This is a genomic window from Streptomyces sp. NBC_00442 (assembly GCF_036014195.1).
In the GTDB taxonomy this organism is placed as follows: domain Bacteria; phylum Actinomycetota; class Actinomycetes; order Streptomycetales; family Streptomycetaceae; genus Streptomyces.
The window spans coordinates 1,687,260-1,708,988 of sequence record NZ_CP107918.1 but is presented as its reverse complement, the minus strand read 5'-3'; the positions used below and the strand labels follow the sequence as shown (position 1 = coordinate 1,708,988).

General features: G+C 72.1%; 15 protein-coding genes. 12 read left to right on the top strand and 3 right to left on the bottom strand.

The window, feature by feature from the left end; translation table 11 throughout:
- Positions 1-62 precede the first annotated feature (62 nt).
- Both OG432_RS07460 and OG432_RS07455 read left to right on the top strand, forming a co-directional pair.
- A complete protein-coding gene (locus tag OG432_RS07460) occupies positions 63-536 on the top strand; it encodes a hypothetical protein (protein ID WP_328308979.1) in 474 nt (157 codons plus the stop codon).
- A 110-nt stretch (positions 537-646) separates the two neighbouring features.
- Complete coding sequence (locus tag OG432_RS07455; protein WP_328308977.1) at positions 647-2,467, top strand: chitinase; 1,821 nt, start codon at positions 647-649, stop codon at positions 2,465-2,467.
- Here OG432_RS07455 and OG432_RS07450 read toward each other — a convergent pair.
- Both OG432_RS07450 and gabT read right to left on the bottom strand, forming a co-directional pair.
- A complete protein-coding gene (locus OG432_RS07450) occupies positions 2,418-3,215 on the bottom strand; it encodes a phosphatase PAP2 family protein (protein WP_328308975.1) in 798 nt (265 codons plus the stop codon). The genes OG432_RS07455 and OG432_RS07450 overlap by 50 nt on opposite strands.
- 113 nt (positions 3,216-3,328) lie before the next feature.
- Positions 3,329-4,663 (bottom strand): 4-aminobutyrate--2-oxoglutarate transaminase, encoded by a 1,335-nt coding sequence (gene gabT / locus OG432_RS07445; protein ID WP_328308973.1) that lies wholly within the window; start codon positions 4,661-4,663, stop codon positions 3,329-3,331.
- Between the two features lie 246 nt (positions 4,664-4,909).
- Between gabT and OG432_RS07440 the strand changes: the two genes are divergently transcribed.
- The 10 genes from OG432_RS07440 to OG432_RS07395 all read left to right on the top strand — a co-directional run bounded on the left by OG432_RS07440 (position 4,910) and on the right by OG432_RS07395 (position 20,505).
- Entirely contained in the window at positions 4,910-7,258 is a 2,349-nt protein-coding gene (locus OG432_RS07440; protein WP_328308970.1) for an ATP/GTP-binding protein, read from the top strand.
- A 144-nt stretch (positions 7,259-7,402) separates the two neighbouring features.
- On the top strand, positions 7,403-8,956 hold the full coding sequence (locus tag OG432_RS07435; protein WP_328308968.1) for a PucR family transcriptional regulator: 1,554 nt from the start codon (positions 7,403-7,405) through the stop codon (positions 8,954-8,956).
- A 313-nt stretch (positions 8,957-9,269) separates the two neighbouring features.
- Positions 9,270-10,715: an aldehyde dehydrogenase family protein gene (locus tag OG432_RS07430; protein ID WP_328308966.1), complete on the top strand. Its 1,446-nt coding sequence runs from the start codon at positions 9,270-9,272 to the stop codon at positions 10,713-10,715.
- A 201-nt stretch (positions 10,716-10,916) separates the two neighbouring features.
- Entirely contained in the window at positions 10,917-12,842 is a 1,926-nt protein-coding gene (locus tag OG432_RS07425) for an acyl-CoA dehydrogenase family protein (RefSeq protein WP_328308964.1), read from the top strand.
- Positions 12,843-12,994: 152 nt separating this feature from the next.
- Positions 12,995-14,245 (top strand): 1-deoxy-D-xylulose-5-phosphate reductoisomerase, encoded by a 1,251-nt coding sequence (gene dxr / locus OG432_RS07420; RefSeq protein WP_328308962.1) that lies wholly within the window; start codon positions 12,995-12,997, stop codon positions 14,243-14,245.
- Positions 14,242-15,543 (top strand): M50 family metallopeptidase, encoded by a 1,302-nt coding sequence (locus OG432_RS07415; RefSeq protein ID WP_328308961.1) that lies wholly within the window; start codon positions 14,242-14,244, stop codon positions 15,541-15,543. Before dxr ends, OG432_RS07415 begins: the two co-directional genes overlap by 4 nt.
- A 156-nt stretch (positions 15,544-15,699) precedes the next feature.
- Entirely contained in the window at positions 15,700-16,857 is a 1,158-nt protein-coding gene (gene ispG / locus OG432_RS07410) for a flavodoxin-dependent (E)-4-hydroxy-3-methylbut-2-enyl-diphosphate synthase (protein WP_328308959.1), read from the top strand.
- A 438-nt stretch (positions 16,858-17,295) separates the two neighbouring features.
- Positions 17,296-18,141, top strand: coding sequence for a GNAT family N-acetyltransferase (locus OG432_RS07405; RefSeq protein WP_328308957.1), 846 nt, complete (start codon positions 17,296-17,298; stop codon positions 18,139-18,141).
- A gap of 29 nt (positions 18,142-18,170) precedes the next feature.
- Positions 18,171-18,728, top strand: a complete 558-nt coding sequence (locus OG432_RS07400; protein ID WP_328308955.1) for a GNAT family N-acetyltransferase — start codon at positions 18,171-18,173, stop codon at positions 18,726-18,728.
- Positions 18,729-18,801: 73 nt separating this feature from the next.
- Positions 18,802-20,505 carry a proline--tRNA ligase gene (locus tag OG432_RS07395; protein WP_328308953.1) on the top strand — a complete coding sequence of 568 codons (1,704 nt, stop codon included), beginning with the start codon at positions 18,802-18,804 and terminating at the stop codon, positions 20,503-20,505.
- A 316-nt stretch (positions 20,506-20,821) separates the two neighbouring features.
- Here the strand turns inward: OG432_RS07395 and OG432_RS07390 are convergent, their stop codons facing one another.
- The gene (locus OG432_RS07390; protein ID WP_328308951.1) at positions 20,822-21,721 is read right to left on the bottom strand and encodes an aminoglycoside phosphotransferase family protein; all 900 of its coding nucleotides are present in this window, start codon (positions 21,719-21,721) and stop codon (positions 20,822-20,824) included.
- Between the last annotated feature and the right edge of the window lie 8 nt (positions 21,722-21,729).

The window sequence follows — 21,729 nt, the reverse complement described above, 5'->3', positions numbered from 1 at the left end:
GCTCTCCCTGGTGGACGCAACCCCTGCGCCCGATCAACGGCCTCGGAAACGGGAGGACGGCAATGACTGCCTCGGGGGCAAGGAGCGCGGTGGAATGGCTGGCGTCGGTGGCGCCGGATCCCGATGCCTGCCGATGGGAATGGGAGCGCAACCCTCTGGGGACGGCGCTCCTTCCGGCGGGCCGGAGCTGGGACGTACTGATCCTGCCGGGCGGGCTCGGGCACGGCGCGCTCGACGTGCTGTCCCGGCTCGTGGACCGGCCGGGTCCCGTGCTCGCCGACCTGGGAGAGGTGCGCATGGGCTTCTTCGTGCCGCCCGGCACCGCCGCGCGCTGGCTCGGCACGGGGGTGCGGGGCGCGGGCCGCGGCAGCTGGATCGTGGTCCCCCATCCCGGCCGGGCGGTCGGCGGGGTGCGCTGGGTGGTGCCGCCGGACGGCTCGGGCACCCTGACCGATCCCGCGGTCCTTGAGCTGGCGATGCACGAGGCCGCGGCCCATATCGCACGCGACGGCGACAAGCGGGGCAAGGGGGACTGACCAGGGGATCGATCGCGTGCGGTTCGCTGCCGGAACCCTTGACAAGCCGATTGGTCTGGACCATGTTGTGCGCACTTCGTGTCTCAATACCCCCTTGCCCGGAGGCAGTTGTGGACCGCACCAGACATCAGGCCCCACGTTCGACGCTCATCGGCGCCCTGACGGCGGCCGCCCTCGCCGCGGCCGGGCTCGTCGCCGCCGCGCCGTCCGCGCACGCCGCCGACACCGACCTCATCCGCAACGGAGGCTTCGAGTCCGCGCTCGACGGCTGGAACTGCACCGCGGGCAGCGGCGCCGCCGTCTCCTCGCCCGTGCGCAGCGGCAGCGGCGCCCTCAGGGCCACCCCGGCCGGCAGCGACAACGCGCAGTGCGCCCAGAGCGTGGCCGTGCAGCCCAACTCCACATACACACTGAGCAGTTGGGTGCAGGGCAGCTATGTGTATCTCGGCGCGTCCGGCACCGGCACCACCGATGTGTCGACCTGGACCCAGTCCGCGTCCTCCTGGCAGCAGCTGAAGACCACCTTCAAGACCGGCCCGAGCACCACGTCGGTGACCGTCTACACGCACGGCTGGTACGGAACGCCCGCCTACAGCGCCGACGACGTGAGCCTGATCGGCCCCGGCGGCGCTCCCGTGCAGACACCCGCCACGCCCGCCGGTCTCACCGCCTCGGGCGCCACCTCCTCCAGCATCGGCCTGAACTGGTCCCCGGTCACCGGCGCCACCGGCTACACCGTCTACCGCGACGGCCTCAAAGCGGCCTCGGCGAGCGGGACTTCGGTCACCGTGACGGGCCTGACCGCCGGCACCTCGTACAGCTTCCAGGTCACCGCGACCAACAGCGCGGGGGAGTCCCCGAAGTCGGCCGCCGTCAGCGCGAGCACCACCAGTGGCGGCGGCACCACCCCACCGCCCTCCGGGCACGCCCTCGTCGGTTATCTGCACGCCTCGTTCGCCAACGGCGCGGGCTACACGCGCATGGCCGACGTGCCCGACGACTGGAACATCATCGACCTGGCCTTCGGCGAGCCCACCTCCCCGACCTCGGGCGACATCCGCTTCACCCCGTGCCCGGTCAGCCAGTGCCCGACCGTGGAGTCGCTCGCCGACTTCAAGGCGGCCATCAAGGCCAAGCAGGCCAAGGGCAAGAAGGTGCTGATCTCCATCGGCGGCCAGAACGGCCAGGTCCAGCTCACCACGACCGCCGCACGCGACACCTTCGTCTCGTCCGTCTCGAAGATCATCGACGACTACGGTCTCGACGGCCTCGACGTCGACTTCGAGGGCCACTCGCTCTCCCTGAACACCGGCGACACCGACTTCAGGAGTCCCACGACTCCCGTCGTCGTCAACCTCATCGACGCCCTGAAGACCCTCAAGGCGAAGTACGGCGCGAAGTTCGTCCTGACCATGGCCCCGGAGACGTTCTTCGTGCAGATGGGCTACCAGTACTACGGCTCGGGACCCTGGGGCGGACAGGACCCGCGCTGCGGCGCCTACCTTCCGGTCATCTACGCGCTGCGCGACTCGCTCACCCTGCTGCACGTCCAGGACTACAACTCGGGCTCGATCATGGGCCTCGACAACCAGTACCACTCGATGGGCGGCTCGGACTTCCACATCGCCATGACCGACATGCTGCTCACCGGCTTCCCGGTCGCGGGCGACACCTCGAAGGTGTTCCCGGCGCTGCGGCCCGACCAGGTCGCCATCGGCCTGCCGGCCTCCACTCAGGCGGGCAACGGCTGGACCGGCCCCGCCGAGGTCACCAAGACCCTGGACTGCCTGACGAAGAAGGCCGACTGCGGCGCGTACCAGACCCACGGCAGCTGGCCGGGGCTGCGCGGACTGATGACCTGGTCCATCAACTGGGACCGGTTCAACGGAGCCGAGTTCTCGAAGAACTACGACGCATACCCGTGGAGCTGACCACCAGGAGAGCCCCGCACAGGCACACACTGGCGAGCACGTCGAGGGGCCAGTGGTAGCCGTGCAGCACGAGACCGATGCCCGTCGCCGCTGTCAGCGCCCCCGCGGCGGCGGGCATCAACCACCCGCGGCGCACGAAGGGGGCGAGCAGCAGGGCCGCCGCGCCGTAGGCCACCATCGCGGTCGCCGTATGTCCTGACGGGTAGTAGCCGGTCGCCGGGTCGAAGGGGCCCGGCCGCGCGATCCACTCCTTCAGCGGCACCACGAGCAGCGGCACGAGCGCCATCGTGGCGGCGGCGATCAGGGCCCGGCGGCGCAGGCCGCGGTGGAGGGCGTACCCGATCGCACAGGCGAGGACCGGCAGGGCGACCGGCATGCTGCCGAGGTCGGAGAGCCCCTCCGCGAGCCAGGACGGGCCGTGGCCGGTGAGCGGGGGGTCGAGGCGCTCGTCGAGACGGCGCAGCGGGCCGCCCGAAGCGACCTGCCAGGTGATGACCGCGAACACGCCGAGCAGCGTGGCGAAGAGGAAAGCCGGCCGCCCCGGAACAGGGGGGGAGGTTCCGGGGCGGCCGCCTTGACCGGCGTACCGCTCGCCCCGGGGGGTGTGGGGCGGTCGGTCATCCGATCGGTGAGGAGTTCCGGAGCCGGAGGCTCCAGTGGTGTGCGCGAGGGCACGACCAGGGCAAGGCTGGGGATGCTGCGCCCTGGGATCGCCCGCAGTCCCCTGCGGGCGGGGTGTTTCTCTCATCTGCAGAAACCGTACGTCAGTCGGCGGGGGTCCGACAGCGGGAACTCCATCCCGCCATCGGCCCCCCACACCTTCTTCACAGGCGGTGCGAGCGCCTCTGCCCCGTGTTCGGTTCAGACGCCGGTGAAGGCCTGCTCGATGATGTCGAGGCCCTCGTTCAGGAGGTCCTCGCCGATGACGAGCGGCGGCAGGAAACGCAGGACATTTCCGTAGGTGCCGCAGGTCAGGACCAGGAGGCCCTCGGCGTGGCAGGCCTTGGCGAGCGCGCCGGCCGCCTCCGGATTCGGGGTCTTCGACGCGCGGTCCTTGACCAGCTCGATGGCGATCATGGCGCCGCGGCCTCGGATGTCGCCGATGATGTCGTACTTCTCGGCCATGGTGGCCAGACGGGCCTTCATGACCTCCTCGATGCGCTTGGCCCTGCCGTTGAGGTCGAGCTCCTTCATCGTCTCGATCGCGCCGAGGGCGGCGGCACAGGCCACCGGGTTGCCGCCGTAGGTGCCGCCGAGGCCGCCCGCGTGAGCGGAGTCCATGATCTCGGCGCGGCCCGTCACGGCGGCCAGCGGCATGCCGCCCGCGATGCCCTTGGCGGTGGTGATCAGGTCGGGGACGATGCCCTCGTCCTCACAGGCGAACCACTGGCCGGTGCGGCAGAAGCCGGACTGGATCTCGTCCGCGACGAAGACGATGCCGTTGTCCTTGGCGAACTGGCTGATCGCCGGCAGGAAGCCCTTGGCCGGCTCGATGAAGCCGCCCTCGCCGAGCACCGGCTCGATGATGATCGCGGCGACGTTGTCCGCGCCGATCTGCTTGTTGATCATGTCGATGGCCTGGGCGGACGCCTCGGCGCCTGCGTTCTCCGGGCCGGTCAGCCAGCGGTAGCCGTAGGCCACCGGAACCCGGTAGACCTCGGGCGCGAACGGGCCGAAGCCGTTCTTGTACGGCATGTTCTTCGACGTCAGCGCCATCGTCAGGTTGGTGCGGCCGTGGTAGCCGTGGTCGAAGACGACGACGGCCTGGCGCTTGGTGTACGCACGGGCGATCTTGACGGCGTTCTCGACGGCCTCGGCGCCCGAGTTGAACAGGGCCGACTTCTTGGCGTGGTCGCCCGGGGTCAGCTCGGCGAGCTGCTCGGCGACGGCGACGTAGCCCTCGTACGGCGTGACCATGAAGCAGGTGTGCGTGAAGTCCTGCAGCTGGGCGCTCGCGCGGCGCACCACGGCCTCGGCGGACGCGCCCACCGAGGTCACCGCGATGCCGGAACCGAAGTCGATCAGGCGGTTGCCGTCGACGTCCTCGATGATGCCGCCGCCCGCGCGCGCGGTGAAGACGGGCAGCGTGGAGCCCACACCCGCGGCGACCGCCGCGAGACGGCGGGCCTGAAGCTCCTGCGACTTCGGGCCGGGGATGGCGGTGACGACGCGGCGCTCCTGCGGGATCGCGCTCATGAGGGGCTCCTGGAGATGTTCTGGGGGATTCGGACGCTTCCTTGGCTTTCTTGGCAGGCTAGGGCGCCCGGACGGCCCGCGGCATGCGCCGTTCGGTAGTGGTGGAGGTGTGTCCCTTGTCCTCGGCGGACAGTTCCCCCGGGCGGGCGCGTGGTGCGCGGCAGCGGTGAACCGTCGTGCGCGGGCACTAGATTGAGCGTTCGCACCGCTCGGAACGGACCTGGCTGGTCAGGGGGCAAGGGGTCGATGGACACCGAAGGCACGTACGACGCACGCGGCACCCGTTCGGGGGCGGTCCCGCGCCCCGCGGGACCGCCCCCGCGCCCGGCGCTCCCGCCCCGGCCCGCCGAGGCGCCCGCTGCCGCGCCCTCGCTCGGCGACTGGCTGCGCACCCCGCGCGCCCCCGCCGAACCCGGCCTGTGGCGCTTCGGCCACACCCCGCGGCCGGACGCGGACCCCGACCGGGTGCCGAACCGGGCGCTGATCGGCGGTGCGCTGGTGGCGTTCCTCGCCGCCGTCCTGGTCTGGTCGCTGTGGAGCAACGGCTACATCCCGCACAGCCGGGTGTTGCTCGAACTGTTCACACCGGCGGAATGGTGGGGTTACCCGCGGCCACCGCAGGCTGAGACGGCAATCGACGTCTACAACTGCCTGTTCGCGGCGTTGCTGATGTTCGCCTTCGGACGGATGGGCAACTGGGCCGAGGTCTTCCGGCGGTATGCGGTTGATCACCCACAGCCCGAGCGTGCCCTGCGTACGGCACTGGTGGGAGCTGTGGCTGTCTGGTTCTTCATGTGGTCCAACCTTGTGCCGTTCTTCGTCGTCGTGCTGCACATGGTCCCGCTGTCGTGGATGCAGGGGGGAGGTGACCACGTGGTGGCGGCGCTGGTCGCGTATGCCTTCTATGCCATCGTCACAGCAGTGATCTTGTGGCCCTTCGCCAAGGCCGGCGACTGGCTGGGCCACTTCCGCAAGGGCAAGCCAGCGCCCTTGGACCACACCCCGGCCGCGCCCGCTGCGCCGCCTGCCTCCTCGCCCGCCGACTGGCCCCGGCTGCGGGCCGCCGGGCTCGGCGGGGTCGCCGACCGGCTCGTCGCGGAGGAGCGTTCCGGACGGATGAACGACGTCGACTGCGTCCGCATCCGGCGGGCCTGGACGACCGTCCAGGCCGACCCCTCCCGGCTCACCGCGTTCACCGACGCGGTCGCGGGCCAGGGCGCGCGGGCCTGTCTGCATCCCTCGGGCGACCGCGACCTGCCGGCCCGCGCGGCCACCCACGACCTGCTCACCTCGCAGGTGCGGATCGGCCGTTACCCCGACACCGACCGCACCCCGGCCACCCGCAGGGGCGCGGGCGCCGCGGTCGAGCCCGCCGCGCTCGGCTCGTCGCTGCTCGCGATCGGACCGTTCGGCGCGGGCAAGACGCGGCACCTGGTGCGGCCCGTCGTGGAGTCGCTCGCGCTCCAGGCGCTGGCCGGCAAGGCCGCCGTCGTGGCGGTCTGCGCGGCAGGCACCCCGTTGGGCGCCGACGACGGGTACGACGTGGTGATCAAGCCCGGCGACCCGGCATCGGCGTACGACCTCGACCTGTACGGCGGCACCCTCGACCCCGACGAAGCCGCGGTCCTGCTCGCCGAGGCCTTCGCGGGAGACCTCGCCGAGATCGACGCGCGCCGCGCCGCGACCGCCCTGGCCCAGCTGCTCGGCCCCTATCGCGCGGCCCACGGCCGCTTCCCCTCCGTCCCCGTCCTGCGCGAACTCCTCGACGGCTCACCCGGCGCCACGGAGGACCTGCGGGGGCGCCTCGACGCCGAGGCGCACCGCGCCCAGCTCCGCGAACTCGACGCGCGGGAACGCCAGTCGGGCACCCCGGGCGACCCCGGGCTCGCCCTCGCCGCCCGGGTCGCGGTGCTCGACCGCCCCGCCTTCGAGGGGTTCTTCGACACCACGGGTGAGACCCGGCCGTTCTCGCTGCGCGCCCTGGAACACCCCCTGCGGGTCCGCATCGACGTGCCCGAACGCGCCCACCCCGAGGCGGCGCACCTGCTGACCCGGCTGATCCTCGCCCAGTTCACCGCAGGGGCGACGGCCCGCGGGGACCGCTCGCTCTTCGCCTTCCTCGCCCTCGACGACGCCACCCACGCCATCACCGCCGAATCCGTACGGGCCGTGCAGCGGCTGCGGAACGCCAACGCCGGAGTGCTGCTCACCCTGCGGGCGCTCGGCGACGTACCGGAACACCTGCACACCTCGCTGCTCGGCTCGGTCGGCTGCCACATGGCGTTCTCCGGGGTCACCACCTGGGACGGGCGGCTCTTCGCGCAGGCCTGGGGCACCGAATGGGTGGAGACCACCGAGGTCGCCAAGCACACCGTCTTCGCCGACCAGCCCCTCACCCGGGCCATTCACGCGCTGCGCAAACTCGTCACCGGCAAGGCGGTCACCACCGACGCCGTGACCGTGCGCAAGGTGGAGCGCGAACGCTGGTCGGCCTCCGAGCTCGCCCACCAGGTACCGGCCGGGCACGCCGTGCTGTCCCTGACCACCGTCAAGGGCGAGCACGCGCCGCCGCTCCTGGTGGACCTGCGGGGCTGAGCCGCCCCGGGGCCGGCCGCAAGGGGTGCCCGGTCGGCGGGTTCCGTGGCCGAAGGAGGCCGCGGAACCTGGCCGAGCTGGCAAAATGGAGATGCTCCGTTCATACGGGACGTAGCAATCGACTGCCGAAGGTAACCCCGTCCCATGCCGCCCACGCTCGCCTCGCTCATCCAGCACTCGGCGCTCAAGCTCACCGTGCGCGCGGGGGAGGACCAGCTGGACCGCCCGGTGCGCTGGGCCCACGTCAGCGAACTCGCCGACCCCGTCCCGTACATGGAGGGCGGCGAACTGCTGCTCACCACCGCGATGACCCTCGCGGCCGACGACCCCCAGGCGATGCGCCGCTACGTGCGCCGCCTCGCCAGGGCCGGGGTCGTCGGGCTCGGCTTCGCGATCGGCGTCAACTACGACACCGTGCCGAGCGCCCTGCTCGACGCGGCACGGGAGGAGGGGCTCCCGCTCCTCGAAGTGCCCCGGCGCACCCCGTTCCTCGCCATTTCCAAGGCGGTCTCGGCGGCGATCTCGGCCGAGCAGTACCGCGCGGTGACCGCCGGGTTCGAGGCCCAGCGCGAGCTGACGCGGGCCGCGCTCGCCGACGGCCCCGCCGTGCTCGTCGCCAAGCTCGCCACCCACGTCGACGGCTGGGCCGCCCTGTACGACGCCTCCGGGGCGGTCGTGGCCGCGGCGCCCGAATGGGCCGCCCGCCGGGCCGCCCGGCTCACCGCGGACGTCGCCCGGCTGCGCGAGCGCCCGGCCCCGGCGAGCGCGGTCGTCGGCGGCGCAGACGAGGCATCCGGCGACCGCGTCGAACTCCAGTCACTGGGCACCGGGCGACGGGTGCGCGGCGCGCTCGCCGTCGGTACGGGCGCTCCGCTCGGCACGGCCGAGCGGTACGCGGTGCACTCCGCGGTCGCCCTGCTCACCCTCACCACGGAACGCTCCCGCTCGCTCCAGGCCGCCGAGCAGCGGCTGGGCGCCGCTGTGCTGCGGATGCTCCTCTCCGGCCAGCAGGACCACGCCCGCGCCGTCGCGGGGGACCTGTACGGCGGACTCCTGGACGCGCCGTTCCGCCTCGCCATCGCCGAACCCGCGAGCGAGGGCGTGACGGCCGGGCTCGGGGCGCTGACCGAGACCATGGAGTCGGCGGCCGCCCGCGGCGGCGAGACGGTGCTCGTGGTGCCGGAGGCCGGGCGGCTCGTGGTGCTCGCGGCCGACGGCGGCGAGGCCGTCGCCGCCTGCCTCGCCCACGAGAACGCCGAGGGCGAGGAGCTCGTCGTCGGCCTCTCGGCGCCGGCCGGCCCGATAGCCGCGGCCTCCGCGTACAAACAGGCCGAGCAGGCACTGTCGGTCGCCCGCCGCCGCGGCAAGCCGCTCGTCGAACACGAGGAGCTCGTTGCGGGCTCCGTGCTGCCGCTGCTCGCGGACGACGCGGTACGGGCGTTCGCGGACGGGATGCTCCGGGCGCTGTACGAGCACGACGCGACCGGGCGGGGCGACCTGGTGGCCTCGCTGCGGGCGTGGCTCTCGCGGCACGGGCAGTGGGACGCGGCGGCCGCGGACCTGGGTGTGCACCGGCACACCCTGCGGTACCGCATGCGCCGCGTGGAGGAGATCCTGGGCCGCTCCCTCGACGACCCGGACGTCCGCATGGAGCTGTGGCTCGCCCTGAAGGCGACGTCCGCCCCCGACCCGGAGTGACCCCGCCACCTGGGGCCCCGCCCCGGACCCCGTTCGCGTCTCAAGGACGCTCGTCCTCGATCTCCCCCAGGCCTTGAAGGCCTGGGGGAACCCCCATGACGGGCTGTAGGCGACCCACCACCGGTGCTGCTGGGGGCGCGGGGGACTGCGCGACCAGCCACGCACGGTCCGCAGCCGACGATCTCTCCCCCGGAGGGTCTCGGGAAGGGGCGGGGTGGCAGCGGGGTAGGGGCGACAAAGCGGCGTAAGCCGCAGGCGCACCACTCCACCCCGGACAAACGCGCACCTCCGTCCCGCGCCCTACCGTGAGGGCATGACTTCTACCCACGCCTTCTGGCTCGCCGGCCGCGAGGCCACCGGCGACGACAGCTTCGATGTCACTTCGCCCTGGGACGGCCGTCACGTCGCCTCGGTCAGCGTCCCCACCGACGCCCAGGTCGAGGAGGCCGTGGCCGCCGCGCACGCCGTCGTGGAGGAGTTCGCGGCGACCCCGGCGCACGTCCGCGCCGCCGCCCTGGACCACGTCTCCAAGCGCCTCGCCGAGCGCACCGAGGAGATCGCCCAGCTGATCTCCGCCGAGAACGGCAAGCCGATCAAGTGGGCCCGCGGCGAGGTCGGCCGCGCGGTGTCCGTGTTCCGCTTCGCCGCGGAGGAGGCCCGCCGCTTCAACGGCGGCGAGGCCCAGCGCCTGGACACCGACGGCGGCGGCGTGGGCCGCCTCGCCCTGACCCGCCGCTTCCCCAAGGGCGTCGTCCTCGGCATCGCGCCGTTCAACTTCCCGCTGAACCTGTGCGCCCACAAGGTCGCCCCGGCCATCGCGGTCGGCGCCCCGATCGTCCTGAAGCCCGCCCCCGCGACCCCGCTCTCGGGGCTCATCCTCGGCGAGCTGCTCGCCGAGACCGAGCTGCCCGCCGGCTCGTGGAGCATCCTGCCGGTCGCCAACGACAAGATGCCGGCCCTGGTGCAGGACGACCGCCTCCCGGTCATCTCCTTCACCGGCTCCGACAAGGTCGGCTACGCGATCATGGACTCCGTGCCGCGCAAGCACTGCACCCTGGAGCTCGGCGGCAACGGCGCGGCCGTCGTGCTCGCCGACTGGGCCTCCGAAGAGGACCTGGACTGGGCGGCGACCCGCATCGCCACCTTCTCCAACTACCAGGGCGGCCAGTCCTGCATCTCCGTGCAGCGCGTGATCGCGGACGCCGCCGTGTACGACCGGCTGCTCCCGAAGGTCGTCGCCGCGGTCGAGGCACAGGTCACCGGCGACCCGTCCGACTCCGCCACCGACGTCGGCCCGCTGGTCAGCGAGGACGCCGCCCGGCGCGTCGAGTCCTGGGTGGACGAGGCCGTCGCGGCCGGAGCCAAGCTGCTCGCCGGAGGCAAGCGCGACGGCGCCTCCTACGCGCCGACCGTGCTCACCGACGTCCCGGACGGCACCACCCTGGCCTGCGAGGAGGTCTTCGGGCCGGTCCTGACCGTACAGAGGGTGGACGGCGAGGCCGAGGCGTTCGCCGCGGTCAACTCCTCCAAGTACGGCCTCCAGGCAGGGGTGTTCACGCACGACGTGCAGACCGCCTTCCGCGCCCACCGCGCCCTCGAGGTCGGCGGCGTGATCATCGGCGACGTGCCGTCCTACCGCGCCGACCAGATGCCGTACGGCGGCGCCAAGGCCTCCGGCGTCGGCCGCGAGGGCGTCCGCTACGCGATGGACGACTACACCTACGAGCGCGTCCTCGTCCTGACGGGCCTCGCCCTGTAGGAGTGCACGCGGTGTGCAGGACACGGGCGACGTGAGACCGGCGGCCGGAACCCACTGTGCGGGGGTTCCGGCCGCCGCCGTACGACCGGGCAGGCGTGCGGGTGGTCCAACTCCCGGGAATCGGGTACATACGGACGGGTAGCACCACCCGGTAACGGGCAGCCGCCCGCACCCGTCAGCCCGCGGCGAGGAGAACCCTCTATGACCGCACCACAGCACACGCCCAAGGTCTCCGAGCGCGAGGCGCGCCAGGTCGCCGAGGCCGCACGCGAGCAGGACTGGCGCAAGCCCAGCTTCGCGAAGGAACTCTTCCTCGGCCGGCTGCGCCTCGATCTGATCCACCCCCATCCCCAGCCCGCCCCCGAGGACGTGGAACGCGGCGAGGCGTTCCTCGCCAAGATGCGCGACTTCTGCGAGACCCGCGTCGACGGCCGGCTCATCGAGCGCGAGTCGCAGATCCCCGACGACGTCGTGAACGGGCTCAAGGAGCTCGGCGCCCTCGGCATGAAGATCGACACGAAGTACGGCGGCCAGGGCCTGACCCAGGTCTATTACAACAAGGCGCTCACGCTCGCCGGTTCGGCCAGCCCCGCGATCGGCGCGCTGCTCTCCGCGCACCAGTCGATCGGCGTGCCCCAGCCGCTGAAGCTGTTCGGCACCCAGGAGCAGAAGGACACCTTCCTGCCGCGGTGTGCCCGTACCGACATCTCCGCGTTCCTGCTCACCGAGCCCGACGTCGGGTCCGACCCGGCCCGGCTCGCCACCACGGCGGTGCCGGACGGCGAGGACACGTACGTCCTGGACGGCGTGAAGCTGTGGACCACCAACGGCGTCGTCGCCGATCTGCTCGTCGTGATGGCCCGGGTGCCGAAGTCCGAGGGCCACAAGGGCGGCATCACCGCCTTCGTCGTGGAGGCGGACTCGCCGGGCGTCACCGTCGAGAACCGCAACGCGTTCATGGGGCTGCGCGGCATCGAGAACGGCGTCACCCGCTTCCACCAGGTGCGCGTCCCGGCCGCCCACCGGATCGGGCCCGAGGGCTCCGGCCTCAAGATCGCCCTGACCACCCTCAACACCGGCCGCCTCTCGCTGCCCGCGATGTGCGTGGGCGGCGGCAAGTGGTGTCTGAAGATCGCCCGCGAATGGGCCGGTGTACGCGAACAGTGGGGCCGCCCGGTCGCCCGGCACGAGGCGGTCGGCGCCAAGATCTCCTTCATCGCCGCGACCACGTTCGCCCTCGAAGCGATGACCGACCTCTCCGCTCAGATGGCCGACGAGAACCGCAACGACATCCGCATCGAGGCCGCCCTCGCCAAGCTGTACGGCTCAGAGATGGGCTGGCTGATGACGGACGAGCTGGTCCAGATCCGCGGCGGCCGCGGGTTCGAGACCGCGGACTCCCTCGAGGCGCGCGGCGAGCGGGCCGTGCCCGCCGAGCAGATGCTCCGCGACATGCGCATCAACCGCATCTTCGAGGGCTCCACGGAGATCATGCACCTGCTGATCGCCCGCGAGGCCGTCGACGCCCATCTGTCGGTGGCGGGCGACCTCATCGACCCCGACAAGACCCTCCAGGACAAGGCCAAGGCGGGCGCCAACGCCGCCGGGTTCTACGCCAAGTGGCTGCCCAAGCTGGTCGCGGGCCCCGGTCAACTCCCGCGCTCATACAGCGAGTTCGGGCCACTGGCCCAGCACCTGCGCTACGCCGAGCGCTCCGCCCGCAAGCTCGCCCGCTCCACGTTCTACGCGATGTCGCGCTGGCAGGGCCGGATGGAGACCAAGCAGGGCTTCCTCGGCCGCATCGTCGACATCGGGGCCGAGCTGTTCGCGATGAGCGCGGCCTGCGTACGGGCCGAGCACCTGCGGGCCGCCGGCGAGAACGGCCGCGAGGCGGTCCAGCTGGCCGACACGTTCTGCCGCCAGTCCCGCATCCGCGTGGAGGAACTCTTCACGCGGCTGTGGAGCAACACCGACGACCTCGACCGCAAGGTCGTCGACGAGGTGCTCGCCGGCGCGTACACCTGGCTGGAGCAGGGCGTCATCGACCCCTCGGGCGACGGCCCGTGGATCGCGGACGCGACCCCGGGGCCGTCCGGACGGGACAACGTCCACCGCCCGGTCCGCTGATCCGATACGCGCGCCGGGGCGCCGGAGCGGCTCGTCCGCTCCGGCGCCCCGGCCCGCGCGGGACACCGCGACGCCACCCCGTCCGCACTCATCCCGGTCTTATTGACAGGAGCGCTGTCCTGGCGCACAGCCGATGCGGCAACAATGGGGGCATGAGCGACAGCCCAGCCCCCCTCGCCGACCCCCACATCACCTTCGATCCGGCCGAAGGCCGACGCGATGTGGTCGTCCTCGGATCCACCGGGTCCATCGGAACCCAGGCCATCGACCTGGTCCTGCGCAACCCCGACCGCTTCCGCGTGACCGCGCTCTCCGCGGCCGGCGGCCGGGTCGGACTCCTGGCCGAGCAGGCCCGACGGCTCGGGGTCCGCGCCGTCGCGGTGGCGCGCGAGGACGCCGTGCCCGCGCTGCGCGAGGCGCTGGCGGCGCAGTACGGCGGCGAACCGCTCCCCGAGATCCTGGCAGGACCCGACGCCGCGACCGACCTCGCCGCGTCCCCCTGCCACACCGTCCTCAACGGCATCACCGGCTCCATCGGTCTCGCCCCGACGCTGGCCGCGCTCTCGGCCGGCCGCACGCTCGCGCTCGCCAACAAGGAGTCCCTGATCGTCGGCGGCCCTCTCGTCAAGGCGCTCGCCCGACCCGGCCAGATCATCCCCGTCGACTCCGAGCACGCCGCGCTCTTCCAGGCCCTGGCCGCGGGCAAGCGCTCCGACGTGCGCAAGCTCGTCGTCACCGCGTCCGGCGGGCCCTTCCGCGGCCGCACCAAGGACGAGCTCGCCGACGTCACCCCCACCGACGCGCTCGCCCACCCCACCTGGGCGATGGGCCCCGTCATCACCGTCAACTCGGCGACCCTCGTCAACAAGGGCCTTGAGGTGATCGAGGCCCATCTGCTCTACGACATCCCCTTCGAGCGCATCGAGGTCGTCGTCCACCCCCAGTCCTACGTCCACTCGATGGTCGAGTTCACCGACGGCTCCACGCTGGCGCAGGCCACCCCGCCCGACATGCGCGGTCCGATCGCCATCGGGCTCGGCTGGCCCGAGCGGGTCCCGGACGCCGCGCCCGCCTTCGACTGGACCCAGGCCTCGACCTGGCAGTTCTACCCGCTCGACAACGACGCCTTCCCCTCGGTGGGACTCGCCCGGCACGTCGGGGAGCTGGGCGGGACGGCCCCGGCGGTGTTCAATGCCGCGAACGAGGAGTGCGTGGACGCGTTCCTGGCCGGGCGGCTCCCGTTCAACGGAATCATGGAGACGGTGACGGAGGTCGTCACCGAACACGGAACGCCGCGTGCGGGAACTTCCCTCACGGTCCCGGACGTCCTGGAGGCGGAGACCTGGGCACGAGCTCGGGCCCGCGAACTCGCGGTGAAGGCGACAGCGGAGGCACGCGCATGACGATCCTGTTGACGGTCCTCGGCATAGCGCTCTTCGCCGTCGGGCTGCTCATCTCCATCGCCTGGCACGAGCTCGGCCACCTCTCCACGGCCAAGCTCTTCGGCATCCGCGTGCCCCAGTACATGGTCGGCTTCGGCCCCACCATCTGGTCGCGCAAGAAGGGCGACACGGAGTACGGCATCAAGGCGATCCCGGCCGGCGGCTACATCCGCATGATCGGCATGTTCCCGCCCGGCGCCGACGGCCGCATCGAGGCACGGTCGACCTCGCCGTTCCGCGGCATGATCGAGGACGCGCGGGCCGCGGCCTTCGAGGAGCTCCAGCCCGGCGACGAGGACCGGCTCTTCTACACGCGCAAGCCGTGGAAGCGCGTCATCGTCATGTTCGCCGGCCCGTTCATGAACCTGATCCTCGCGGTCGCGATCTTCCTCAGCGTGCTCATGGGCTTCGGCATGGCCGCCGAGACCACCCAGGTCGCCGGCGTCCAGAAGTGCGTGATCGCGCAGACCGAGCACCGTGACACCTGCAAGGCGGGCGACAAGACCTCACCCGCCCAGGCGGCGGGCCTGAAGGTCGGCGACAAGATCGTCGCCTTCGACGGCAAGCCCGTGAAGGACTGGTCCGACCTCTCCGACCGCATCCGCGAGACCATCGGCCCGGCCACCGTCACCGTGGAGCGCGCGGGGCAGCAGGTCACCCTGCACGCCACGCTCGCCAAGAACATGGTGGCGAAGAAGGACGCCGACGGGCAGGCCGTCCCCGACCAGTACGTCCCGGCCGGCTACCTCGGCTTCTCGCCCAAGTCCGAGATCAAGCCGCTCACCTTCGGCGAGTCCGTCGACCGCATGGGCGACATGGTGGAGAACGGCGTGCACTCCATCGTCGCGCTGCCCGGCAAGATCCCGGACCTGTGGAACGCGGCCTTCGACGGCGGCGAGCGCAAGGCCGACTCCCCGGTCGGCGTGGTGGGCGCGGCCCGCCTCAGCGGCGAGGTGCTCAACCTGGACGCCCCGACGCAGAGCATCATCGCGACGTTCCTGTTCCTCCTCGCGGGCTTCAACCTGTCGCTGTTCCTCTTCAACATGCTGCCGCTGCTGCCCCTGGACGGCGGCCACATCGCCGGCGCCCTGTGGGAGTCGCTGCGCCGCACCGTGGCGCGGATCCTCAAGCGCCCCGACCCGGGCGCGTTCGACGTGGCGAAGCTGATGCCGGTGGCGTACGTGGTGGCCGGGATCTTCATCTGCTTCACCCTGCTCGTCCTGGTGGCCGACGTGGTGAATCCGGTGAAGCTCACCTGACGGCGGGGGCGGTCCGGGCCGATGGCGGGTCCGGGCCGCCCCTTCGCGTGAACTCCGGGGGCAGCGTGTACGCGGGGCCCTTCGGGTGACGTAACCTCGAAGGCTGGAGCCCGCCGATCTCGGGACCTTGATCCACACCTTGGGGTTGCACAGCAGATGACTGCGATTTCACTGGGAATGCCGGACGTGCCGACCAGGCTCGCCGAGCGTCGCAAGAGCCGTCAGATCCAGGTCGGCACAGTGGCGGTCGGCGGTGACGCGCCGGTCTCGGTCCAATCGATGACGACCACGCGTACGTCCGACATCGGCGCGACGCTGCAGCAGATCGCCGAACTGACGGCGTCCGGCTGCCAGATCGTGCGGGTCGCCTGCCCCACGCAGGACGACGCGGACGCGCTGGCCACGATCGCCCGGAAGTCGCAGATCCCGGTGATCGCGGACATCCACTTCCAGCCGAAGTACGTGTTCGCCGCGATCGACGCGGGATGCGCCGCGGTGCGGGTCAACCCGGGCAACATCAAGCAGTTCGACGACAAGGTGCGCGAGATCGCGCTGGCGGCGAAGGACGCGGGCACCCCGATCCGCATCGGCGTCAACGCCGGTTCGCTCGACGCGCGCCTGCTGAAGAAGTACGGCAAGGCGACGCCCGAGGCGCTGGTGGAGTCGGCGTTGTGGGAGGCCTCCCTCTTCGAGGAGCACGGCTTCCGCGACATCAAGATCTCGGTCAAGCACAACGACCCGGTCGTCATGGTCAACGCCTACCGGCAGCTCGCCGCGCAGTGCGACTACCCGCTGCACCTCGGTGTGACGGAGGCGGGCCCGGCGTTCCAGGGCACGATCAAGTCGGCCGTGGCGTTCGGCGCGCTGCTCGCGGAGGGTATCGGCGACACCATCCGCGTGTCGCTTTCCGCCCCGCCGGCGGAGGAGATCAAGGTCGGCATCCAGATCCTGGAGTCGCTGAACCTGCGCCAGCGCCGGCTGGAGATCGTCTCCTGCCCCTCCTGCGGCCGCGCCCAGGTGGACGTGTACAAGCTGGCCGAGGAGGTCACGGCGGGCCTCGAAGGCATGGAGGTTCCGCTGCGGGTCGCCGTCATGGGCTGTGTCGTGAACGGCCCCGGCGAGGCGCGCGAGGCCGACCTCGGTGTCGCCTCCGGCAACGGCAAGGGGCAGATCTTCGTGAAGGGCGAGGTCATCAAGACCGTGCCGGAGTCGAAGATCGTGGAGACGCTGATCGACGAGGCGATGAAGATCGCGGAGCAGATGGAGAAGGACGGCATCGCGTCGGGCGAGCCGCAGGTGTCGGTAGCGGGCTGACCCGCCCCGGGGCGGCTCCGTCCGCCCCGGACCCCGGCCCACCTACAGGCGCGGGCCGCCTATGCCTTCTCGCGCCCTTGACCCCGCCTTCGTGTGCGGACCGTGCTGGCTTGCTCGCGCAGTTCCCCGCGCCCCTAACCTCGCTCTCGTCTGCGGACCGTGCCCGCTTCTCGCGCAGTTCCCCGCGCCCCTTGAACGGCCGTATGTCGTCTGCGGACCGTGCCCGCGTCCCGCGCAGTTCCCCGCGCCCCTGTTGGGCGCCCGGTGTCGAGCGGTCGCGCCCACCGCGGCGGAGCCGCGCGGTGTCACAGCCCCGCGTTCCTGGTAGGGCGCCCGGTGTCGAGCGGTCGTGGTCTCTGGGGGCGGAGCCCCAGGGTGTTGGGGGTTGGGGGGCGGGTACAGTGCGGAGATCAGCAGACCGTACCGTGAGGCCCCCTCGTGTTGACGCAGACCACCACCCGGGTCCTCGAACCCGGCGACCTCGGCGCGGCGCTCGCCATCCTGGAGAGCGACCCGGTCGCCAACGCCTTCGTGACCTCCCGCGTGCAGATCGCCGGCCTCGACCCCTGGCGGCTCGGCGGCGAGATGTGGGGCTGGTACACCGACGGCAGGCTCCGCTCCCTGTGCTACTCCGGCGCCAACCTCGTACCCATCTGCGCCACCCCCGAGGCGGTACGTTCCTTCGCCGACCGGGCCCGCCGCACCGGCCGCCGCTGCTCCTCGATCGTCGGTCCCGCCGAGCCCACCGCCGAGCTGTGGCGGCTGCTCGAACCGCACTGGGGCCCCGCCCGTGACGTACGCCCGCACCAGCCGCTCATGGTCACCGAGCGGATGCCGGACGATATCCGGCCCGACCCCTACGTCCGTCGCATCCGCAAGGACGAGATGGACGTGATCATGCCGGCCTGTGTCGCCATGTTCACCGAGGAGGTCGGAGTCTCCCCGCTCGCCGGCGACGGCGGCCTGCTCTACCAGGCCCGCGTCGCCGAACTCGTCGGCTCGGGCCGCTCGTTCGCCCACATCGAGGACGGCAAGGTCGTCTTCAAGGCGGAGATCGGCGCCGCCACCAACCAGGCCTGCCAGATCCAGGGCGTGTGGGTCGCCCCCGAACACCGCGGCAAGGGCCTCTCGGCCACCGGCATGGCGGCCGTCCTGCGGTACGCCCTCGCGGACATCGCGCCGATCGTCAGCCTCTACGTCAACGACTTCAACGCCCCCGCCCGCGCCTGCTACCGCCGGGTCGGTTTCCGCGAGACCGGGGCGTTCATGAGCGTGCTGTTCTGAGGCCGCCCTTGTGAGGTTAGGGTGCGCCCATGGCTCCTGACCCTGACGTGACCGTCGGACCCCTCGACCTCGCGGCCCGCGTCGACGAGGCGCTCGCCGTGCAGGCCGTCGCCTTCGGACTCGGTGCCGACGAGGTCGCGGTGCGCCGCCACATCGTGCTGCGCCACCTCACCTACCCGGGCGCCAGGGCGTTCGGAGCCACCACGTCCGACGGGCGTCTGGTCGGCTTCGTGTACGGGATGCCCAACGACCGCGCCCACTGGTGGTCGACCGTCGTCGAGCCGTATCTGCGCAACAACGGCGTCGACGACTGGCTCGACGACGCGTTCGTGATCACCGAGCTGCACGTCCACCCCGGCTTCCAGGGCCGTGGCCTGGGCCGCGGGCTCATCACCACCATCACCGGCACCGCCACCGAACCCCGCTCGATCCTCTCCGCCATCGACACCGAGAGCCCCGCCCGCGCCCTGTACCGGACGCTCGGCTACGCGGACCTGGCCTGCCGGGTGCAGTTCCCGAGCGCGGCACGGCCGTACGCCGTGATGGGCGCCCCCCTCCCGCTGCTGCGCGGAGAGCCCCCGCGGTAAACGGATTACCGCGCACTCGGGCCGCCCGGCTAACCTCCAGGCATCACCCCGTGCACGTACAGGAGAGAAATCCATGGCAGCCGCCCAGGTTCAGCGCATGTCCCGTCTGATGGCCAAGACATTGCGCGACGACCCGGCGGATGCCGAGACGCTCAGCCACAAGCTGCTGGTCCGCGCCGGATACGTGCGGCGCAACGCCGCCGGGATCTGGACGTGGCTGCCGCTGGGCAAGAAGGTCCTGGACAACATCTCCACGGTCGTGCGCGAGGAAATGGACGCCATCGGCGCCCAGGAGGTCCTGCTGCCCGCGCTGCTGCCCAAGGACGCGTACGAGGCGAGCGGCCGCTGGGACGAGTACGGCGACCTGCTGTTCCGCCTCAAGGACCGCAAGGGCGGCGAGTACCTGCTCGGCCCCACCCACGAAGAGATCTTCACGCAGACGGTCAAGGACCAGTGCACGTCCTACAAGGACCTGCCGGTGATGCTCTACCAGATCCAGACCAAGTACCGCGACGAGGCCCGCCCGCGCTCCGGCGTGCTGCGCGGCCGCGAGTTCCAGATGAAGGACTCGTACTCCTTCGACACCACCGACGAGGGCCTCGCCGAGTCGTACGCCCTGCACCGCGCGGCCTACCAGAAGATCTTCGCGCGCCTCGGTCTCGACTACCGCATCGTGTCGGCCGTGTCCGGTGCGATGGGCGGCTCCGCGTCCGAGGAGTTCCTGGCCCCGGCCGCCGCGGGCGAGGACACCTTCGTGGACTGCCCGGCGTGCGACTACGCCGCCAACACCGAGGCCGTCACCTTCACGACGGCCGCCGCCGGCGCCCCCGCCGAGCACGGTCCGATGGAGGAGCTGGCCACCCCCGACACCCCCACCATCGAGTCCCTGGCCGCGCACCTCGGCGTCCCGGCCTCCGCCACCCTGAAGAACCTCCTGGTCAAGGTGGACGGCGAGATCGTCGCGGTCGGCGTGCCCGGCGACCGCGAGGTGGATCTCGGCAAGCTCGGCGAGCACCTCGCGCCGGCCGTCGTGGAGCTCGTGACGGCCGAGGACTTCGCCGACCGGCCCGACCTCGTACGCGGCTACGTCGGCCCGCAGGGCCTGGACAAGGTCCGCTACATCGCCGACCCGCGCATCGCCCCCGGCACGGCGTGGATCACCGGGGCCAACAAGGCGGACACGCATGTGCGCAACGTGGTCTGCGGCCGCGACTTCGAGGTCGACGACCACCTGGACGTCGTCGTGGTCGAAGCGGGCGACCCCTGCCCGTCCTGCGGCGCCGGGCTCACCCTGGACCGCGCGATCGAGATCGGTCACATCTTCCAGCTGGGCCGCAAGTACGCCGACACCTTCCAGCTCGACGTCCTCGGCAAGGAGGGCAAGCCGGTCCGGGTCACGATGGGCTCGTACGGGATCGGCGTCTCGCGGGCGGTGGCGGCGCTCGCCGAGCAGACGGCGGACGACAAGGGCCTGTGCTGGCCTGCCGAGATCGCCCCGGCCGACGTGCACGTCGTCGCGGCGGGCAAGGCCGCGCAGACCGAGGCGGCGCTCGACGCGGCGGAGCAGTTGCGTGCGGCGGGGCTGCGTGTCCTCGTGGACGACCGCGCGGGGGTCTCTCCGGGCGTCAAGTTCACCGACGCGGAGCTCATCGGTGTGCCGCAGATCCTGGTGGCGGGGCGGCGGGTGGCCGAGGGTGTCTTCGAGCTGAAGGACCGGCGCAGCGGGGAGCGCGAGGAGCTTGCGCTGGCGGAGGCGATCGCGCGCCTCACGCGCTGACCGCTCCGAAAATCCCGGGGGCGGCGCCGCCCCCGGGTCCCCGGTTCGCTTTCGGGTGCGGGCCGCTGGGTGGCTGGTCGCGCAGTTCCCCGCGCCCCTTAACCCCGCTTTCGTCTGCGGACCGTGCCCGCTTCTCGCGCAGTTCCCCGCGCCCCTTAGCCCCGCTTTCGTCTGCGGACCGTGCCCGCTTCTCGCGCAGTTCCCCGCGCCCCCAACTACCCGGTGCCGGGCGGCATGGGTATTTTTGGCCTGTCCGGCAGTTGAGGACGAGCGCCCTTGAGGTGCGATACAAAATCTGGGGCGGAGTCCCAGGAGGCTACAGCCAGCCGGCGAATTCGAGGAGTAGCTCCGCGTCCTGGTGGCGGCCCGCCGCCCTCGCCCGCAGTCCGGACTCGACCGCACGGAACAGCGTCCAGCCGTGCAGCCGGGCCGGTTCCACGTCCAAGGAGTCGGCGAGCTTGTTGACCCGGCGGCGCGCCGCGGACGCCCCGCTCGGCGCCGCGATCAGGTCCTCCACCCGGTCCCGTACCAACCGCGCGAGATCGTAGGCCCGCTCACCCACCAGCGGCTCCGGGCCCACCGTCAGCCACGGCACCCGCTCGCCCGAAAGCACCTTGCTCTGGCGGAAGTTGCCGTGCAGCAGGAGCAACTCGCCCGCGGAACCGGCGAGTTCGTCGCGGGCCGTCAGGGCCGCCTCGACGAGCGGCGCCAGTTCGGAATCAGGCGCCGCCCGCATCGGCACGCTCTGGCGCTCCGTGCGCTCGGCCACCGTCTCGAAGGCGTGGCCGCCGGGAGGCTCGATCCACAGGCGCCGTACCGTCCCCGCCGCTTCGAGCAGCGCCTTGGCCTCGGGCAGCGAGCGCAGCGACACCTCGGGGTGCAGCCGCTCCACGAGCAGCGCGTCGTCACCACCGTCGTCGTCGAGGAGCTGCGCCGCGCCCCAGCCGTTCCAGTGCGCGAGGGCCGCGCGTTCCAGGTCGGGGCGGGCGAAGGAGGGGGCGACCTTGAGGGCGGCGGGGGCGCCGTCCGGACGGCGTACGAGGGCGACGAGGCTGGATCGGCCGCCGGGGGCCTGCACCCGGTCGACACCGAGCCCGCGCCGGGCTGCGGCGTCGGCGGCCAGCTCCGGCAGCCGGCCGAGCCAGGGCCCGGCCAGCTCCTCCCCGTACGTCTCGCCGAGCGCACGCACCAGCCGCTCAGGCGGTTCGAAAGCCATACGTGTAT

Bases quoted from the DNA above. Each gene is read 5' to 3' on its own strand.
- OG432_RS07430 (WP_328308966.1), top strand. From the start codon at position 9,270: ATGACTTCTACCCACGCCTTCTGGCTCGCCGGCCGCGAGGCCACCGGC.
- OG432_RS07390 (WP_328308951.1), bottom strand. From the start codon at position 21,721: ATGGCTTTCGAACCGCCTGAGCGGCTGGTGCGTGCGCTCGGCGAGACG.
- gabT (WP_328308973.1), bottom strand. From the start codon at position 4,663: ATGAGCGCGATCCCGCAGGAGCGCCGCGTCGTCACCGCCATCCCCGGC.
- OG432_RS07400 (WP_328308955.1), top strand. From the start codon at position 18,171: ATGGCTCCTGACCCTGACGTGACCGTCGGACCCCTCGACCTCGCGGCC.
- OG432_RS07460 (WP_328308979.1), top strand. From the start codon at position 63: ATGACTGCCTCGGGGGCAAGGAGCGCGGTGGAATGGCTGGCGTCGGTG.
- OG432_RS07435 (WP_328308968.1), top strand. From the start codon at position 7,403: ATGCCGCCCACGCTCGCCTCGCTCATCCAGCACTCGGCGCTCAAGCTC.
- ispG (WP_328308959.1), top strand. From the start codon at position 15,700: ATGACTGCGATTTCACTGGGAATGCCGGACGTGCCGACCAGGCTCGCC.
- OG432_RS07395 (WP_328308953.1), top strand. From the start codon at position 18,802: ATGGCAGCCGCCCAGGTTCAGCGCATGTCCCGTCTGATGGCCAAGACA.
- OG432_RS07425 (WP_328308964.1), top strand. From the start codon at position 10,917: ATGACCGCACCACAGCACACGCCCAAGGTCTCCGAGCGCGAGGCGCGC.
- dxr (WP_328308962.1), top strand. From the start codon at position 12,995: ATGAGCGACAGCCCAGCCCCCCTCGCCGACCCCCACATCACCTTCGAT.
- OG432_RS07440 (WP_328308970.1), top strand. From the start codon at position 4,910: ATGGACACCGAAGGCACGTACGACGCACGCGGCACCCGTTCGGGGGCG.
- OG432_RS07415 (WP_328308961.1), top strand. From the start codon at position 14,242: ATGACGATCCTGTTGACGGTCCTCGGCATAGCGCTCTTCGCCGTCGGG.
- OG432_RS07450 (WP_328308975.1), bottom strand. From the start codon at position 3,215: ATGAGAGAAACACCCCGCCCGCAGGGGACTGCGGGCGATCCCAGGGCG.